Source organism: Pseudomonas sp. (assembly GCF_050739775.1).
In the GTDB taxonomy this organism is placed as follows: Bacteria; Pseudomonadota; Gammaproteobacteria; order Pseudomonadales; family Pseudomonadaceae; genus Aquipseudomonas.
On record NZ_JBOICA010000010.1, the window covers coordinates 84,615 to 101,373 of the forward strand.

The window sequence follows — 16,759 nt, forward strand, 5'->3', positions numbered from 1 at the left end:
TTGCCACTTACAGCTCGATCACTGCGATTTCCTGACCCGCAGGTACCATTCCGAGAGCAGCCGAACTTGCTTGTCTGTGTAGCCGCGTTCCACCATTCGGGTGACGAAGTCGTTGTGTTTCTGCTGATCCTCTTTGCTCGCCTTGGCGTTGAAGCTGATGACTGGCAGCAGGTCTTCGGTGTTGGAGAACATTTTCTTCTCGATCACTACCCGCAGTTTTTCGTAGCTGAGCCAGGTCGGGTTCTTGCCGTTGTTGTTGGCTCGGGCGCGCAGCACGAAGTTGACGATCTCGTTGCGAAAGTCCTTCGGATTGCTGATGCCCGCTGGTTTCTCGATTTTCTCCAGTTCTTCGTTGAGGGCGATGCGATTGAGGATCTCGCCGGTTTCCGGGTCGCGGTATTCCTGGTCCTGGATCCAGAAGTCGGCGTACAGCACGTAGCGGTCGAAAATGTTCTGGCCGTACTCGCTGTAGGACTCAAGGTAAGCCGTCTGGATTTCCTTGCCGATGAACTCGATGTAGCGTGGTGCCAGGTATTCTTTCAGGTAGCGCAGGTAGCGCTCGCGCATCTCGGCCGGGAACTGTTCCTGCTCGATCTGCTGCTCAAGCACATACAGCAAGTGCACAGGGTTGGCGGCAATCTCGTGTGGGTCGAAGTTGAAGACTTTCGACAGGATCTTGAAGGCAAACCGGGTCGACAGGCCGTTCATCCCTTCATCGACGCCAGCTGAGTCACGGTATTCCTGGATTGACTTGGCCTTGGGGTCGGTGTCCTTGAGGTTTTCGCCGTCGTAGACCCGCATTTTCGAGTAAATGTTTGAGTTTTCTGGCTCTTTGAGCCGCGAAAGTACGGTGAACTGGGCGAGCATCTTCAGCGTGTCGGGTGCGCAGTGGGCCTTGGCCAGCGAACTGTTGAACAACAGCTTGTCGTAGATCTTGATCTCGTCACTGACCCGCAGGCAGTACGGCACCTTGACGATGTAGATGCGGTCGATGAACGCCTCGTTGTTCTTGTTGTTGCGGAAGCTGTGCCATTCCGATTCGTTGGAGTGGGCCAGGAGGATCCCGGAGTAGGGGATGGACCCCAGGCCTTCGGTACTGTTGTAGTTACCTTCCTGGGTGGCGGTCAGCAACGGGTGCAGAACCTTGATCGGCGCCTTGAACATCTCGACGAATTCCATCAGGCCCTGGTTGGCCCGGCACAGCGCGCCCGAGTAGCTGTAGGCGTCGGCGTCGTTCTGTGGGTATTCCTCGAGTTTGCGGATATCGACCTTACCGACCAGGGCGGAAATGTCCTGGTTGTTCTCGTCACCCGGTTCGGTTTTGGCGATGGCGATCTGGTTGAGGATCGACGGGTACAGCTTGACCACCCTGAACTGGCTGATGTCACCGCCGAACTCGGCCAGTCGCTTGGTCGCCCAGGGCGACATGATGGTATTCAGGTAGCGCCGCGGAATACCGAAGTCTTCTTCGAGAATCGCGCCGTCTTCCGTGGCGTTGAACAGCCCCAGAGGCGACTCGAAGACCGGCGAGCCCTTGATGGCATAGAAGGGCACCTTCTCCATCAGTTGCTTGAGTTTTTCGGCCAGGGAGGATTTGCCGCCACCCACGGGGCCGAGCAGGTAGAGGATCTGTTTCTTCTCTTCCAGGCCCTGAGCGGCATGGCGGAAGTAGGAGACGATCTGATCGATGCACTCCTCCATGCCATGGAAGTCTTCAAAGGACGGATAACGGCGGATCACCTTGTTGGAGAAGATTCGCGATAGCCTTGAGTTGTGCGAGGTGTCGACCAGTTCCGGTTCACCGATGGCCATCAACAGGCGTTCAGCCGCCGACGCGTAAGCACTGCGATCGCTTTTGCAGAGCTCAAGGTACTCCTGCAGGGAGAATTCTTCCTGACGGGTGGACTCGAAGCGTTGTTGGAAGTGGCTAAAAATACTCATGACGTCACCTCGCTCGATACGTGGAGCCGACGCCGGATCAGTCAGCTGATGCTGGCATGCAATCGACGAATGCCGACTGCTGTATACCCCCCAGAACACCTAGAACTCGCTACCGATGACCCGCACGCCGGTGTACCGGCTCTCCCCTTTTTGGATGGCCTCGGCTTAAGGATAGTTGGTTCTCGGCGAGGTCAAGGGCGGTTGGGTGAATTGTTGCTGGCGACCGTTCGTCAGGTCAGGCGCAAGCCCGCAGAGGACGCGGGCTGCGGGAGATGAAAAAAATTATTCAGCGCTACCTTGGGCGGTTTCTGCCGGGTAGGTGCCACGCCAAAGCTCGAAGCCGCCGTCGAGGCTATAGACGTCGGAAAAGCCCTGGCTGACCAGATAAGCAGCAGCGCTCTGGCTGGAATTGCCGTGATAGCAGACCACCACGGTAGGTGCATCCAGATCGGCGCCGCGGATGAAGTCCGCCACCGAATGGTTGTCCAGATGCTTCGAGCCGGTGATATGGCCGAGGGCGTAGGTTGGCTGGTCGCGAATATCGACCACGACCGCACCTTGCTCACGCAGCGCCTGGGCCTGCTCGGGAGAGATGCGTTTGAATTCGCTCATGGGTACGGTTTCCTTCATCAATGGTCGCTCATTCTAGCCGGTTGTGCAGGCGTCGGCTGCGGCCGCGCGGCGCCTTTGTCAGTGCATTCGCAACGGTGCATGGCGCCACTGTCGACGTTGTACAGGGTCATCGCCCCGCCCCAGACGCAACCGGTGTCGAGGGCAATGACGCCAGGTTCATTGCAGCGACCTTCCAGCGCCGCCCAGTGGCCGAAGATGATCTTCACATGCCGCGAGCGTCGGCCTTTGTGGGCGAACCAGGGCTTGTAGCCGGGCAGGGCGGTGTCGGCGCCTTCCTTGCCCTTGAGGTCAAGCTTGCCTTCGCTGGTGCAAAAGCGCATGCGGGTGAAGTAGTTGGTGATCACCCGCAGGCGGGTTACGCCACTGAGGTCCTTGCTCCATTTGTGCGGCTCGTTGCCGTACATGCCGTCGAGATAGAGTTTGAGGCGGTTGTCGTCGCGCAGCACTTCCTCTACTTCGCCAGCCAGCTCCAGGGCCTTGCCCAGGGTCCACTGCGGTGGAATGCCGGCATGTACCAGGGCCACCCCGCGCTGCTCGTCGTAGTGCAGCAGCTTTTGCCGACGCAACCAGTCAAGCAGTTCGTCTGCGTCCGGCGCCTGGAGAATCTCGCGCAGGGTGTCGTTCTTTTTCAGGCGCTCGATGTTATGCCAGGCCGCCAGCAGGTGCAGGTCGTGGTTGCCCAGCACGCAGGCCAGCGAATCGCGAATGGAATACAGGAATCGCAGGGTTGCCAATGACTCCGGGCCGCGGTTGACCAGGTCGCCCACCAGCCACAGGCGGTCGACGGCGGGGTTGAAGTTGACCCGTTCGAGCAGGCACTTGAGTGGCTGCAGGCACCCTTGCAGGTCGCCAACTGCGTATACCGCCATCAGTGCAGGGCTCCGGGAACGGCCAGGCGGAACGGGGCTATGCTGGCGTCGAAGCGCTTACCGTCTTCGGCGACCATCTGGTAGCTGCCCTGCATGGTGCCGACCTGGGTGCTGATGACTGCACCGCTGCTGTAGGTATGGCTCTTGCCAGGTTCGATCAGTGGTTGCTGGCCAATCACGCCGGCGCCCTTTACTTCTTCGACCTGGCCATCGCCATTGGTGATCAACCAGTGGCGCGACAGCAGCTTGGCCGACACCGAGCCGTTGTTTTGCACGGTGATGGTGTAGGCGAAGGCGAAACGGTCGTTTTCGGGGTCGGATTGTTCTTTGAGAAAGCGGGTCACGACGCTGACGTCGATCTGGTAGCGGGGATCTGACATGCAAGGGGCCTTGGAAACAGACGCTGATACGGCGATTGCATCCAGTCTAGGCTATTGGCGGGGTTGCCGGCCAGTCATGCGGGCATGACTGGCCGTTGCAGCACCTTAGTGGCTGCCTTGTTGCTCGGCCAGCTTGTCGGCCAGGCGGACAAAGGCGGCCAGGTCCAGTTGCTCCGGACGCAGGCTGCCATCGACGCCAGCGGCTTCGATGGCTTCGCTGCTGAGCAGGGCCTTGAGGGTGTTGCGCAGGGTCTTGCGACGTTGGTTGAAGGCCTCGCGAACGATGCGCTCAAGCAGGCGGTGATCCTTGGCCGGGTGCGGCAGGGTTTCGTGCGGGACCAGGCGAACGATGGCCGAGTCGACCTTGGGCGGCGGGTTGAACGCACCCGGGCCGACGTTGAACAGGTGTTCGACCCGGCAGTGGTACTGCACCATGATCGACAGACGACCCCAGTCACCACCGCCGGGGCCGGCAGCCAGGCGCTCGACCACTTCCTTCTGCAGCATGAAGTGCATGTCGCGGATCAGTTCGGCGTTGGCCAGCAGGTGGAAGATCAGCGGCGTGGAGATGTTGTACGGCAGGTTGCCGACCACACGCAGACTGTTCGGCGCGGCGCCCAGGCTGGTGAAGTCGAACTTCAGCGCGTCGCCCTGGTGCAGGCGGAAATTGTCGCGGCCAGCGAATTGCTGGTTGAGAATCGGCACCAGGTCCTTGTCCAGCTCGACCACGTCCAGCTGTGCGCCGCTGCCCAGCAGGCCTTCGGTCAGGGCGCCCTGGCCCGGGCCGATTTCCAGCATGCGATCGCCCGCCTTGGCGTGGATCGAGCGCAGGATGCGGTCAATGACCCCGGCGTCGTGCAGGAAGTTCTGACCGAAGCGCTTGCGCGCCCGGTGTTGGTATTGCTCACTCATAGTCGGGTCTCGGCCATCTGGTAGGCGGTTTCCAGGGCGACCTGCAGGCTGCCGGTGTCGATCTTGCCGCTGCCGGCCAGATCCAGGGCGGTGCCGTGATCGACCGACGTGCGGATGATCGGCAGGCCCAGGGTCACGTTGACGGCGGCGCCAAAGCCCTTGTACTTGAGTACGGGCAAGCCCTGGTCGTGGTACATCGCCAGCACTGCGTCGCAGTGCTCCAGATATTTGGGGGTAAACAGGGTATCGGCGGGCAACGGGCCGCGCAGGTCCATGCCTTCGCTGCGCAAGCGCGCCAATGTGGGTTCGATGGTATCGATTTCTTCATGGCCAAGGTGGCCACCTTCACCTGCGTGCGGGTTCAGGCCGCAGACCAGGATGCGTGGGTTGGCGATGCCGAACTTCTGCTGCAGGTCGGCATGCAGGATCCGTGTGACCCGCTCCAGGCGCTCGCTGGTGATGGCGTCGGCAACATCGCGCAAGGGCAGGTGAGTAGTCACCAGGGCCACGCGCAGGCCACGGGTAGCCAGCATCATGACCACTTGTGCGGTGCCGGTAAGGTCGGCGAGGAACTCGGTGTGGCCGGAGAAGGCGATACCGCTCTCGTTGATCACGCCCTTGTGCACGGGCGCGGTGATCATCCCGGCAAAATGCCCGTCCAGGCAGCCCTGGCCAGCGCGGGTCAGGGTTTTCAGTACGAAAGAGGCATTAGCCTTGTCCAACTGGCCGGCCACTACCGGTTTGTGCAGTGGCGTATCCCAGACATACAGGCTTCCCGCTGGTGCAGGCCGGTCGGGGAGGGCGTCGAGGTTGACCGGTAGCAGATTGACGGCCACACCCAGCTGCGTGGCCCGCTCGGCGAGCAGGTCACGGCTGGTAATGGCAATCAGGGGGTGTGGCTGGGCTTGCGCGGCAAGCAGCAGGCACAGGTCAGGACCTATGCCGGCTGGCTCACCGGGTGTGAGGGCGAAGCGCTGAGGTTTCACTGGGAGGCCTGATCGGCGCCAGGAAGCTTGATTTCAACGTAGGCTTCGTCACGGATCTGACGCAGCCAGGTCTGCAGCTCTTCGTCGTACTTGCGGTTACGCAGTACGTTCATCGCTTGTTGCTCGCGAGCCTGTTCGGTGCTGTCCGTGGCACGGCGGCCAAGGACTTCCAGAACGTGCCAGCCGTACTGGGTCTTGAACGGTTTGGTCACCTGACCCTGCTGGGCGCTGGCCATTTCTTCACGGAACTCGGGCACCAGTGCATTCGGGTCGATCCAGTTCAGGTCGCCGCCGTTGAGGGCAGAACCCGGGTCTTCGGAGAAGCTCTTCGCCAGTTGGGCGAAGTCTTCGCCGCTCTGGATGCGCTCGTAGAGTTTTTCCGCCAGCGCCTTGGTGGCCGCTTCGCTGCGGATCTCGCTTGGCTTGATCAGGATATGGCGAACATGGACTTCGTCACGCACCATGGCCTGGCCGCCGCGCTTTTCCTGCAGCTTGAGGATGATGAAGCCGCCCGGGGTGCGGACCGGCTCGGTGACATCACCTACCGACATGGAACTGAGCAGGCGATCGAAGGGGGGGGGCAGCTGAGCCGCTTTACGCCAGCCCATCTCACCACCTTCCAGCGCGGTTTCGCTTGCCGAACGGGCGATGGCCAGTTGAGCGAAGTCGGCGCCTTGCTTGAGTTGCAGGTAAACCTGCTCCGCTTGCTTGGCTGCGGCCTGGATCGTGGCCGAGTCGGCGCGTTCCGGGGTTGGGATAAGGATGTTGGCCAGGCGGAACTCTTCGGACAGCTGCATCTTGCCCATGTCCGAGGCGAGGAAGTTCTTCACTTCCTGCTCCGATACCTGGATGCGTTCGGCCACACGGCGCTGACGCACGCGGCTGATGATCATCTCGCGACGTACTTGTTCGCGGGCATCTTCATAAGACAGGCCGTCACGGGCCAGGGCCGCGCGGAACTGTTCCAGGTTCATGCCATTGCGCTGGGCAATGGTACCGATGGCCTGGTTCAGCTCTTCGTCGGTGATGCGGATACCAGAGCGGTCGCCAATCTGCAGTTGCAGGTTTTCGACGATCAGGCGTTCGAGCACCTGCTGATCGAGCACGCCAGTTGGTGGCACGGAGCCGCCACGCTTGGCGATGGTCTGCTGGACTTCGCGCACACGCTGGTCCAGCTGGCTCTTCATGACCACATCGTTATCGACGATGGCCACAACGCTATCCAGAGGTTGCACGGCGGCATGCGCCGTGCCGCTCAGCAATACAGCGCCCAGCAACAGCGGGCGCAGACAATCAGTAAGCTTGGTCTTCACGAGTACGATAACCTTGAATGCCTTTGTCGAGGAAAGACTCGACCTTATTGCCCACTACGCCGCCGAGGCCTTTCAGCACAACCTGCAGGAAGACGCCGTGGTCGCCTTTTTCGTTTTGCGGTGCATCCTGGCTGAACTCGTCGTAGTCAACCCAGTAACGGTTGATCAGGCGCAGCTTCCAGCAGCAGTTGTCGTATTCGAAACCACCGAAAGCTTCCAGGGTGCGGTTGCGGTTGTAGTCATGTTGCCAGCGTGCGATCGCGGTCCACTGCGGAACGATCGGCCACATGACCGAGAAGTCATGTTGCTGGATCTTGTAGTAGTCCTTTACGTAGCCAGGCGTGCCCGGAGTGCCATAGTCGCCGCCGCCCACAGACCATTGACCGGTGGATTGGTCGTAACGGACCATGTCGTTGCGGTAGCGGTAGCCGAGGTTGACAACCTTGTTCAGGTTGTCTTCCGGCTGGTAGTGGAACATCGCGCTGCCCGAGCGGGTGCTGCGGCTGTCCGGGTCCCAGTTGAAGTCGGAACTCAGGCGCCAGTCACGGTTGAAGCGGTATTCGTACTCCAGTGCATAGGGCGAAACATCCGATTTTGCGTCTACGCGGGTACGTGGGTCGATACCGGGCAGTTGGACTTTACGGTCCTTGAAGTAGAGGGCCTGGCCAACGCTCAGGCGCTGACGCTCAAAGCCGTTTTCTTCGATCCAGCGATTGGTCACGCCCAGCGACAGCTTGTTTTCGTCGCCAATACGGTCCGAGCCGGAGAAGCGGTTGTCACGGAACAGCGACGCATAGTTGAAGGTGGACTCGCTGCTGTCGAAAATCGGGATGTCGGTCTGGTCTTTATACGGCACGTACAGATAGAACAAACGAGGTTCGAGGGTCTGACGGTAGCCCTTGCCAAACCATTGGGTATCGCGATCGAAGTACAGGCCGCTGTCGATGCTGAAAACCGGGACGCTGCGGTTCTGCGTGCTGGAGAACTCACCCGAGATGTATTCTGGCCCGCCATTGGCGGCAGCTTCCTGGCCCAGGCGAATCTGGTTCTTGCCCGTGGCGTCCAGATCAAGGTTGTAGTGGGTATAGACGTACTTGAGCGACGGCCTCACGAAGCCATAGCTGGCGTCCATGGGAAGACTCATGGTCGGGGTGAGGTTGATCCGATCGCCATTGGCGCGGGCCAGGCCGCCGACCCGGGTGTCATACCATGGCGTCGATACGCCATTCTCATCGGTGAACAGGCCGTCGCGCAGGTCACGATCGAAGCGTGTGAACTCAGAGCCGTAACCAAAGTTCAAGCCGCCCGGGTGATAGGGCAGTGTGCCACTGAAGTAGATCTGCGGCAGACGATTATACGGTGTGATGTTGGTGATCGTTGCCAGCTTGATTGCCTGCAGGCTGACGCCGGCGGCGTATGTATCGCCGCGATAGGTCAATCCACCGAGCTGGTTGATGTAATCCTTGCTCTCGACACCAATCTGATCCGATTCCAGGTCCTGGAAGTAGTAAGGATCGCTGATATTGGTGTAGTCGACTTCAGTCATCAGGCGCTCATCGAGGCCGCCCTTGTGCTGCCAGTTGACCATCCAGCGCTGTTCTTTGTAGTCAGACTGCAGCTTGCGCTCATCTTCCTTGTCATTCAGGTAAGCACCACCAAACTGTCCTTCGCTGGACTTGGTCAGGTAGCGGAACTCGCCTTCCATCAACATGCCGCGCTTGGTCATGTAGCGTGGATACAACGTGGCGTCGTAGTTTGGCGCCAGGTTGAAGTAGTACGGCGTGACCAGCATGAAGCCGGTATCGCTGCTGGTGCTGAACGACGGCGGCAGGAAGCCGGACTGGCGACGGTCGTCGATCGGGAAGTAGATGTACGGTGTGTAGAACACCGGAATATCCTTGACCCGCAGGGTGACGTTGGTCGCGGTACCGAAGCCGGTGGCCGGGTTCAGGGTAATGTTGTTGCCCTTGAGCTGCCAGGCGTTGCTGTTCGGCTCACAGGTGGTGTAGGTACCATCCTTGAGGCGGATGATGGCGTTCTCGGCCCGCTTGGCGTACAGCGCGTTACCGCGGATACGCGATTTGTGCATCACGTATTCGGCGTTGTCGACCTTGGCTTCGCCGGTGTCGAGCTGGATGTCGGCATGATCGCCGACCACCAGCGAACCGTTGTCGCGGATCTTGACGTTGCCGCTGAGCTCGCCGCGATTTTCGGCCTGGTACAGGTTGGCCTCGTCGGCCTCGACCTGCATGCTGCCCTGGCGCATGACCACGTCACCGGCGAGGGTGGCGATCTGCTGCTCCTGCTGGTAGCGGGAAACCTTGGCGCCGATGAAGGTCGGTGCTTCGTCTTTCGGCGTGGTGTCATCCATGCCCGGACGGGTCGGCTCGATATAGGCGCCGGCACAGTACGGCCCGGTTTCGGCGAGCTGGGCAGGGGTCAGCTGATCACGCGGAACCCAGTCCAGGTGGCTGTAGTCGCCACTGCGGGATTTCAGGCCACGGCCCTTGCTCTCGGTAACGAGCATCGGAGCCTTGCCGGTCTCGGCGACGGCTTCGCCAGCCTCACCCGGGGCTTCGCCAGCCGAACTGGCGGCTGCGCCCGGATGCACCGGGCGAGGTGGCAGCGCGGCGGCGTTGGTCTTGGGCTTGCAGTCCCAGCCTCCGGCAGCGGACACTTGGCAGTCGAATTGCTCTGCGGCGACCACGTACGAGGTGGCCAGAGGTTGCAGTGCCAGCAGACCGCCGGTGACCAGCAACGGGAATTTTTTACGAAACGCGGGGGATTTCAATGCCATCTTATTAGTCCGGGCTTCCTGCGTGCCATCTGCCCGCGTGTGGGGCCGCACGCCTCTCGATGGTCTGAAAAAGATGCTGGATAATAAAGCATGACCCGCTTGACGGCTAGGGCCGTCGGAGACCCTTGTAATGCCTGATCATGATGTACGCCTGCAACACCTCGCTGTCTGGCTCGAAGAACAACTGGCGAATCTGTTTCAGAAACAGGGCTGGGGCGCTGTTCCGACCGGCAGCCTGACCGCTGCCAGCAGCGACGCCAGCTTCCGCCGCTATTTCCGCTGGCAGGCTGAAGGCCGCAGTTTTGTGGTAATGGATGCACCTCCACCGCAGGAAAACTGCCGTCCCTTTGTCGATATCGATCACCTGCTGGCCACTGCCAATGTGAATGTGCCGGTCATTCATGCTCAGGACTTAGAGCGCGGATTCCTCCTGCTCAGCGACCTGGGCACCCAGACTTATCTCGATGTCATCAATGCCGACAATGCCGATGGCTTGTTCGATGACGCCATCGAAGCGTTGTTGGCTTTCCAGCAGTTGCCGATCGACGCGCCGTTGCCGAGCTACGACGTGGCCCTGTTGCGTCGTGAGCTGGAGCTGTTTCCCGAGTGGTATGTGGGGCGCGAACTCGGCCTGGGTTTTACCGGCGCTCAGTTGGCCGCCTGGCAGCGCATCAGCAGCCTGCTGATCGACAGCGCCCTGGCTCAGCCGAAGGTGCTGGTGCACCGTGACTATATGCCACGTAACCTGATGGACAGCGATCCCAACCCCGGCGTGCTGGATTTCCAGGATGCCGTTTACGGGCCGGTCACCTATGACGTCACCTGCCTGTTCAAGGATGCTTTCCTGAGTTGGTCGCAAGCGCGGGTAGAGGGTTGGTTGAAGGGTTACTGGCAACGGGCGCAGGCCAAGGGTATCCCGGTGCAGGCCGACTTTGAAGATTTTCACCGAGCCAGCGACCTGATGGGCGTGCAGCGCCATCTCAAGGTCATTGGTATTTTTGCCCGTATCTGCCACCGCGATGGCAAGCCGCGCTACCTGACCGACGTACCACGCTTCTTTGCCTATATAGATGAAGTGATTGCCCGCCGCCCTGAACTGGCCGAGCTGGATGAGCTGATCGAGAGCCTGCAGGCGGCTGGCGGAGCGCATTCATGAAAGCGATGATTCTGGCGGCGGGTAAAGGCGAGCGGATGCGTCCTCTGACCTTGCACACACCCAAGCCCCTGTTGCCAGTGGCGGGTGTACCTTTGATCGAGTACCACCTGCGCGCCCTGGCGGCTGCAGGCTTCAAGGAGGTGGTGATCAATCATGCCTGGCTCGGTGCGCAGATCGAAGCTCACCTGGGCAACGGTGCCGGTTGGGGCTTGAGCATCAGCTACTCGCCGGAAAGCGAGCCGCTGGAGACCGGGGGCGGGATCTTCAAGGCCTTGCCGTTGCTCGGTAATGAGCCCTTTGTGCTGGTCAACGGTGATGTCTGGACCGATTACGACTTCACCCGTTTGCCGCAAAAGCCGACGGGGCTTGCCCATCTGGTGCTGGTCGACAACCCGGGGCATCACGGCAAGGGCGATTTCTGCCTGCAGCAGGGGCTGGTCAGTGATGGCCAGGACGGGGCTGCCACCCTGACCTACAGCGGTGTAGCCGTCATCGACCCAGCCCTGTTCGATGGCTGTACGGCGGGCGCCTTCAAGCTGGCACCGTTGTTGCGCCAGGCAATGGCAGCTGGCCAAGTCAGTGGCGAGTATTTCAGCGGCCACTGGGTGGATGTCGGCACGCAGGAGCGTCTGGCTGAAGTCGAACAACTGATCAAAGGGCGCCGCTGACATGTTGTGGCCGAGCACAGTGATTGGTGCCGGGGCCGGCTTCGCCATTGCCAGCATTCCAGGGGCATTGCTGGGGGCGTTGCTGGGTCAGGCGATGGACCGCCGCTTGCAGTTGCACAGCTGGGCCCATGTGCGTGAGCGCCTGGGTGGGCGTCCGGTGTTGCGTGACGATGAGGTGCTGTTCGTTCTGCTGGGGCGTTTGGCCAAGTGTGACGGGCGGGTGGTCGACGGGCACATTCAGCAGGCGCGTCAGGAGATGCAGCGCCTGGAAATGAGCGAGCCTGCGCGCCGCCGGGCAATTGCCGCGTTCAACCGCGGCAAGCGTGGCAAGGACCGCCTGGGTGTATACCTGCGTCGCTTGAAGCAGCAGCCCCATGCTGCCGAGGGCATGTTGCGCGCTTGCTGGCGCATGGCCTGGGCCGATGGCCGGGCGGGTCGTCATGAGCGCGAGCTGTTGCTTGATTGGGGGCAGCAGTTGGGGTGGTCGGTGCCCAAGGTCCAGGCGCTAGCGCTGGAATACGAGCCCCAGCGGCCTGGCCTGTCCAGCGCCAGCCTTGGTTACCAGGATGCCTTGCGCTTGCTCGGCGTTGAGGCACAAGCTGAACCGGGCCAGATCAAACAGGCTTATCGGCGGCTGCTCAGCCGCCACCATCCGGACAAGCTGGTCGGCAGTGGTGCCAGCCCATCCCAGGTGCGTGAAGCCACTGAACGCACCCGCGAACTGCATCAGGCTTACACGGTCATCCGCCAGCGTCGCGGTTTCTAGTCAGCATTTTCCGGGCTAAGCCAGCCACGCACCCGGCGGAACAGTTGCTCCTGTTCCGCCGCGCTGTTGCCGGGCGTGGCGGTCAGTCCTACCTGGCGATAGCTGTTGTCCTTGAGCCGTTTGCTGGCTTGCAGGCGCTGCTCGGCAGCGCGTCGGGCTTGTGCCTGGTTTGTATAGAAGAAGTCAGCGGTGGGGACTTTCAGCGAAGGCGCCAGGGTGTCGAGGCTCTGCTCGGCTTGCGCGGGTGTCTGCGCTGCGACCATCACCAGTTTCTGAACCTGTGCCGGTTGCCGCTCGCTGAGGTAGCGGGCAGCCCAGTAAGCACCACTGCCATTGCCGAGCAGGACAATACTGCGGGCGTTGTGCTGCTGGGCGTAGGCTACAGCGGCATCAAGGCGGGCAAAGATTCGCTCGGCATCAGCCTTGTCATCGACGCCCGGCGCCTGGGTTCGGCTTGCACTTTCGCTGCCTTCACTCTCGGCGGCCGTGGCTTTTTCGACACTGGCATTGGCGTCGTCAGGCGTGTCCTTGGCCGGTGCGCTCTGACCTTGTGGCGCCGGCTGGGTCGGGGCCGGGGCGGTTTCGACGCGTGCTTGCGGGCTGTCGGCCAGCAGGTCCGGCAAGCTCAGGCTCAGGCTATGCCAGCCGGCGTCTGGAAACTTGCGGCGCAAGGGGCCGACGGTCTTCGGCCAGTCGGCGGTTTCGCCAGCACCGGCGAGGATGATCAGTGCGCCATCAGGTTCGCTGGTGTTGGCCGGTTTCCACAGGGCGAGGAAATTGTCGCTGCCGGCTTGCAGCATTTGTTGCTCGGCTTGGGGGAGTTGTCGCTCCAGCGCCAGGGCATCTTCCTGGCTGCGTTCGGCCAGCGGTTGGCGCTGGACGGTTGCTTGCGGAGTGTTTTCAGCGGCTTGCCGCGTTTCATCCGCAGCCGCTTGTGCGCTACAAGGTAGTATCAGTACAAGGCAAAACGCCGGAAGCGTCGTGCGAAAAAGTGCGAACATGGAGTGGTCCAGGCCAGAATAATACCGGCAGCCTAATAGTATTTGTCCGGGACGGCCATGCTCAGTGGCCATCCATTCTTTGATGAGCGTTTAGATGAAATCAGTGCGCTGCCTGTTGCTTATCGGCTGTTTCTGCTGGTCCTTGATCACTTGGGCTGCCCCTGCAAGCACGCCGGCCGCTGTGGTTCTGGACCCTGTGCAACAGCAGTGGCTCGAGCAGCATCGCAGCCTGCGGGTCGGGCTGGTGTTGCAAGCCCCCTTTGCCCAGTTCGATCGTCGCTTGCAGCAGCTCTATGGGGTCAATGTCGAACTGATGAACTGGTTGGGTCGCTCGCTGGGGCTGGACTTGACCTGGCGTAATTTCCCTGATCAGGCCGCTCTTGAGCGGGCGCTGGTGGCCGGTGAGGTCGATCTGGCTCCTGGCCTGACCCAGACGCCGAGCGGCCTGCGCTTGTGGTTGTTCAGTGATCCGTACATGCGTGTGCCCCAATTGATCGTGGGGCTGCGCAGTGGGGCGGTGGCGGTAGATATTGAGCAGCTCTCTGGCGCTGAACGGGTGGCGGTACGCATGCCCAGCGCGGTGGCCGACTATCTGCGCGCCACCTACTCGAACCTCAACTTGCAAGGCGTTCCCCAGGAGCGCCAGGCACTGCAGTTGGTGCTCAGTGAACAAGCTCGCTACGCCGTGGTGGACGAAGCGCAGTTGAGCCGGCTGTCGCGAGAGAGCGAGTTCAGCGACCTGGCGGTGGTCGGTGATATCGGCCTGCCGCAATTGCTGCGCGTTGCCTCGCGCCGCGACTGGCCGCAGCTGGCGGAGATTCTTGAACTCGGCCTGCAGGCCATCCCGGCCAAGGACCTGGAACAGTTGCATCAGCGCTGGCTGGAGCCCAAGTACCCACGCTTGAGCGAGTCACCGGGCTTCTGGCAGAACCTGGGATTGCTGCTTGCCGTCTTGCTGTTCAGCAGTATGGCCATCGTGATCTGGCAGCGGCGTCAGCTGCGTCAGCTGGAGCACAGCCTGCTGAGTGCGCGGGAGACCATCAACCAGCGCCAGGCACGGGAAGAGGCCTTGCGCTTGAGTCAGTTCTCCATCGACCAGAGCACCGTGGGCATTCTCTGGGTCAACTGGGACAGTCATGTGCGATATGCCAACCGGGCTGCCGAAAGCATGCTCGGCTACGCTGAGGGCGCGGTGATCGACCGGCCATTGATCGACTTCGAGCCCGGCTTGCACATGGATCGCTGGCTTGAGCTGTGGAAGGGCGCCCGGGCCAGCAACGATGTCGCCCAGCATTTCGAAACCCAGTGCCTGCGTGCCGATGGCAGCCTGCTGCCGGTGGATGTGTCGCTGAGTTTTCTGCGTTTTCGCGATGCCGAGTACCTGGTGGTGTTCCTCACCGACGTGACCGAACGTCGTCGGGCCCTGGCCGCCTTGCGCGAAAGCGAGGCCAGGCTCAAGGGCATTGCCGGCAACGTCCCGGGCCTGGTGTTCCGGCTAGAACGCAACCCGGCTGAAGGTGAACTGGAGTTTCCCTACATCAGCGAAGGCAGCGAGGCCTTGGTCGGCTATACCCCGGTAGCCTTGCAGCACCCGGACATGGGTTTGCGCAACCTGGTTCACCCGGATGACCGGGCCGACTACCACAAGGTCCAGGACCTGGCCCTGGCCACCGACCGCGACTGGTCCTGGCAGGGGCGCATCCTGACCCGCGAAGGTGAGCAACGCTGGGCTGATATCAAGGCCAGTACCCGTAGCCTGGGCGATGGCCGGGTGGTCTGGGACGGCGTGGTCTGGGACATCACCCAGAGCAAACGGGTCGAGCTGGAGCTGGCGCGTTCCCAGGAGCAGTTGCGCGACCTGTCGGCGCACCTGGAAAGCGTTCGTGAGGAAGAGAAGGCGCGCATCGCCCGGGAAGTGCATGACGAACTGGGGCAGATGCTGACAGTGCTCAAGCTGGAAACATCCATGTGTGAGCTGGCTTACGCCGACCTCGACCCTGGCCTCAACGAGCGCCTGGCCAGCATGAAACGGCTGATTGCCCAGCTCTTCCAGCTGGTTCGCGATGTCGCCACGGCGTTGCGACCGCCGATCCTGGATGCCGGCATCGCCTCGGCGATCGAATGGCAGGCGCGGCGTTTCGAGGCGCGCACGCAGATTCCATGCCTGGTCCAGGTACCGGAAAACCTGCCACCGCTGACCGATGCCAAGGCCATTGGCTTGTTCCGCATCCTGCAGGAGGCGCTGACCAATGTCATGCGCCACGCCCAGGCGCATACTGTGCAGATCAACTTGAGCCTGGACGGTCGTACCTTGCGGTTGACGGTGATCGACGACGGTATCGGCTTTGCCCTGGACGAAAGCCGCCCGGCATCCTTCGGCCTGGTCGGGATGCGTGAGCGGGTGTTGATGTTGGGCGGGCAAATGACCCTGGAGAGCGAGCCAGGCGAGGGCACCAGCCTGAGCGTGGGTATTCCCCTGAAATAGGAGCGGTATTGTGATTCGAGTTCTGGTTGCCGAAGACCACACCATCGTCCGCGAAGGTATCAAGCAGTTGATCGGCCTGGCCAAGGACATGCAGGTGGCAGGGGAGGCCGGCAATGGTGAGCAATTGCTGGAGACCTTGCGTCATACTGACTGCGAAGTGGTGTTGCTGGATATCTCCATGCCCGGGGTCAATGGCCTTGAAGCGATTCCGCGGATTCGTGCCTTGAGCAACCCGCCAGCGATTCTGGTGCTGTCGATGCATGACGAGGCGCAGATGGCCGCGCGGGCGCTGAAGGTCGGTGCTGCTGGCTATGCGACCAAGGACAGCGATCCGGCCTTGCTGTTGACGGCCATTCGGCGAGTGGCCGGAGGTGGTCGTTATATCGACCCGGATCTGGCTGACCGGATGGTCTTCGAGGTCGGATTGACTGACGCCCGGCCACTGCATTCGCTGCTGTCGGAGCGCGAGTTCTCGGTGTTCGAGCGCCTGGCCCAGGGGGCCAATGTCAACGACATCGCTCAGCAGCTGGCACTGAGTAACAAGACCATCAGCACCCACAAGGCACGCCTGATGCAGAAGCTCAATGTCAACTCGCTGGCGGAGTTGGTGAAGTACGCCATGGAGCACAAGTTGCTCTGAGTGTTCTGATAGCGACATCGCGGGGCAAGCCCGCTTCTACGGTAGGAGCGGGCTTGCCCGCGATCACATATCCAAAAACGTCATCCTTGTAGGGCAATCCCTACCCCAAGCCTTCCATCCCGCTGATATCAATCTCTCTCCCCCCCCGATTTGCGCCGGCTCGCACCTTCACTAGGCTGTAAACACGGCAGTCATCCAACAGGAAGGTACGG

General features: G+C 61.4%; 14 protein-coding genes. 5 read left to right on the plus strand and 9 right to left on the minus strand.

Annotated elements, in window-relative coordinates:
• Positions 1-18 precede the first annotated feature (18 nt).
• The 8 genes from ACRESH_RS07640 to ACRESH_RS07675 all read right to left on the minus strand — a co-directional run bounded on the left by ACRESH_RS07640 (position 19) and on the right by ACRESH_RS07675 (position 9,831).
• Positions 19-1,941 carry a PrkA family serine protein kinase gene (locus ACRESH_RS07640; protein WP_431741407.1) on the minus strand — a complete coding sequence of 641 codons (1,923 nt, stop codon included), beginning with the start codon at positions 1,939-1,941 and terminating at the stop codon, positions 19-21.
• 282 nt (positions 1,942-2,223) lie between these two features.
• Positions 2,224-2,553 carry a thiosulfate sulfurtransferase GlpE gene (gene glpE, locus ACRESH_RS07645; RefSeq protein ID WP_431741408.1) on the minus strand — a complete coding sequence of 110 codons (330 nt, stop codon included), beginning with the start codon at positions 2,551-2,553 and terminating at the stop codon, positions 2,224-2,226.
• Between the two features lie 17 nt (positions 2,554-2,570).
• Positions 2,571-3,443 carry a symmetrical bis(5'-nucleosyl)-tetraphosphatase gene (locus tag ACRESH_RS07650; protein WP_431741409.1) on the minus strand — a complete coding sequence of 291 codons (873 nt, stop codon included), beginning with the start codon at positions 3,441-3,443 and terminating at the stop codon, positions 2,571-2,573.
• Positions 3,443-3,823, minus strand: coding sequence for a Co2+/Mg2+ efflux protein ApaG (gene apaG / locus ACRESH_RS07655; RefSeq protein WP_431741410.1), 381 nt, complete (start codon positions 3,821-3,823; stop codon positions 3,443-3,445). The genes ACRESH_RS07650 and apaG overlap by 1 nt, the downstream gene beginning before the upstream one ends.
• 105 nt (positions 3,824-3,928) lie before the next feature.
• Positions 3,929-4,735 (minus strand): 16S rRNA (adenine(1518)-N(6)/adenine(1519)-N(6))-dimethyltransferase RsmA, encoded by an 807-nt coding sequence (gene rsmA, locus ACRESH_RS07660; protein ID WP_431741411.1) that lies wholly within the window; start codon positions 4,733-4,735, stop codon positions 3,929-3,931.
• Positions 4,732-5,721 (minus strand): 4-hydroxythreonine-4-phosphate dehydrogenase PdxA, encoded by a 990-nt coding sequence (pdxA, locus tag ACRESH_RS07665; protein WP_431741412.1) that lies wholly within the window; start codon positions 5,719-5,721, stop codon positions 4,732-4,734. The genes rsmA and pdxA overlap by 4 nt, the downstream gene beginning before the upstream one ends.
• Positions 5,718-7,034 (minus strand): peptidylprolyl isomerase SurA, encoded by a 1,317-nt coding sequence (gene surA / locus ACRESH_RS07670; RefSeq protein ID WP_431741413.1) that lies wholly within the window; start codon positions 7,032-7,034, stop codon positions 5,718-5,720. Before surA ends, pdxA begins: the two co-directional genes overlap by 4 nt.
• Positions 7,015-9,831: an LPS-assembly protein LptD gene (locus tag ACRESH_RS07675; protein ID WP_431741414.1), complete on the minus strand. Its 2,817-nt coding sequence runs from the start codon at positions 9,829-9,831 to the stop codon at positions 7,015-7,017. Before ACRESH_RS07675 ends, surA begins: the two co-directional genes overlap by 20 nt.
• A 130-nt stretch (positions 9,832-9,961) precedes the next feature.
• Here ACRESH_RS07675 and ACRESH_RS07680 point away from each other — a divergent pair, with 130 nt between their 5' ends.
• Genes ACRESH_RS07680 through ACRESH_RS07690 form a run of 3 tightly spaced genes read left to right on the plus strand, consistent with a single transcriptional unit; the run spans position 9,962 to position 12,421 of the window.
• Entirely contained in the window at positions 9,962-10,987 is a 1,026-nt protein-coding gene (locus ACRESH_RS07680) for an aminoglycoside phosphotransferase family protein (protein WP_431741415.1), read from the plus strand.
• Positions 10,984-11,655, plus strand: coding sequence for an N-acetylmuramate alpha-1-phosphate uridylyltransferase MurU (gene murU / locus ACRESH_RS07685; RefSeq protein WP_431741416.1), 672 nt, complete (start codon positions 10,984-10,986; stop codon positions 11,653-11,655). Before ACRESH_RS07680 ends, murU begins: the two co-directional genes overlap by 4 nt.
• A gap of 1 nt (position 11,656) precedes the next feature.
• On the plus strand, positions 11,657-12,421 hold the full coding sequence (locus ACRESH_RS07690; RefSeq protein ID WP_431741417.1) for a TerB family tellurite resistance protein: 765 nt from the start codon (positions 11,657-11,659) through the stop codon (positions 12,419-12,421).
• On the opposite strand, the gene ACRESH_RS07695 is transcribed toward ACRESH_RS07690, so the two are convergent.
• Positions 12,418-13,422, minus strand: coding sequence for an alpha/beta hydrolase family protein (locus ACRESH_RS07695; protein ID WP_431741418.1), 1,005 nt, complete (start codon positions 13,420-13,422; stop codon positions 12,418-12,420). The two genes, ACRESH_RS07690 and ACRESH_RS07695, sit on opposite strands and share 4 nt — an antisense overlap.
• A 94-nt stretch (positions 13,423-13,516) precedes the next feature.
• Here ACRESH_RS07695 and ACRESH_RS07700 point away from each other — a divergent pair, with 94 nt between their 5' ends.
• Both ACRESH_RS07700 and ACRESH_RS07705 read left to right on the plus strand, forming a co-directional pair.
• Positions 13,517-15,907, plus strand: coding sequence for a PAS domain-containing sensor histidine kinase (locus ACRESH_RS07700; RefSeq protein ID WP_431741419.1), 2,391 nt, complete (start codon positions 13,517-13,519; stop codon positions 15,905-15,907).
• A gap of 7 nt (positions 15,908-15,914) precedes the next feature.
• Complete coding sequence (locus tag ACRESH_RS07705) at positions 15,915-16,547, plus strand: response regulator (RefSeq protein WP_174446954.1); 633 nt, start codon at positions 15,915-15,917, stop codon at positions 16,545-16,547.
• Positions 16,548-16,759 lie beyond the last annotated feature (212 nt).